The 1,074-nt window shown below is 62.4% G+C and carries 2 protein-coding genes; both read right to left on the bottom strand.

Annotated elements, in window-relative coordinates:
• Positions 1-431, bottom strand: a 431-nt coding sequence (locus EOD07_RS35425) for an outer membrane protein (RefSeq protein WP_164772898.1), incomplete at its 3' end; no start/stop codon positions are given.
• Between the two features lie 129 nt (positions 432-560).
• A partial coding sequence (locus tag EOD07_RS35420; protein ID WP_164772897.1) for an amidohydrolase family protein occupies positions 561-1,074 on the bottom strand: 514 nt, incomplete at its 5' end.

Below are 1,074 nucleotides of genomic sequence, written 5' to 3'. Positions count from 1 at the left end.
ATCTTGTACTTGGTGAAGGCAACGCCGGCATCGCCATAGATCAGGAAGCGGTCTACGGCATATCCGAGCCGGCCGCGCACGGAGCCAAGGTAATCCTGCTTGGTCTGGCAGACCGTGCCTGCATCATCCGAACATTGATTGTCGCCCTTCACGGTCGAGCCCGCAAAGTCGCCTTCAATGCCAATGACATACCGGTCGATCTGCCAGTTGTAACCGATCTGGCCGCCGAAGACACCGCCGGAGCCGTTCGTATTGAAGGGAACAAAGGTTCCGGACCAGTGGCTGTCGTTCCAGCCGCCGCCCGCCTGCCCACCGATATAGAAGCCGGTCCACGAGAAAGGCATGGCCGCGACAGGCTGAACGAGATCCGCCGCAAGAACCGGAGACGAGGCTGCCAAGAAAGCAACCGAACAAAGGAGCGCCAGCTTCATGAATGTCTCCGCATCGACCGACGATATGTCTATGCCACAATACGGGTTACGCCCCGTGATCAAAAGCTTCGGCAAAGGGCTTTTAGCCGACGGGAGTTGTAGCTCGGCAACAAATTAACGGCTCCTAATTCACCTGGGTCTCGTGCTCACTTTTCCACCCCGGGCTACTTCCCTGCCCGCCCGATACACGACGCGCTCCTTCGGCACCGCCACTACCGCTTCCGGGACATGCTCGGCCCTGAGCGCGACGAAATCCGCCCTGGCGCCGACGGCGATGCCGTAGCCTTCGAGGCCTAGCACCTCGGCGCCGGCATGGCTCACCACATCACAGGCGGCTTCCAGTTCCCAATCCTCGTAGAAGCCGGAGCGATAGCCGATCATGTTCGCGCGGTTGAGCATGTCGCCATCGCCATAGGGCCACCAGGAATCGCGGATGTTGTCGGAGCCGGCAAAAACGGTGACGCCCGCCTTGCGCAGCGCCGCCACCGGCGGGAATGGGTGATCGCCGGGCGCGTTGGTCATGATGGCGACGCCGGCGGCGGCGATCCGCTCGCCTGCCCCGGCCAACGCATCGGCGGAGATGTCGCCCAGTCCATAGGCGTGGCTGACGACGACCTTTCCCTGCATGCCCGATGCCGTGGTC

It is taken from the genome of Mesorhizobium sp. M2C.T.Ca.TU.002.02.1.1 (assembly GCF_003997225.1).
This window is presented reverse-complemented; position numbering and strand designations above follow the sequence as displayed.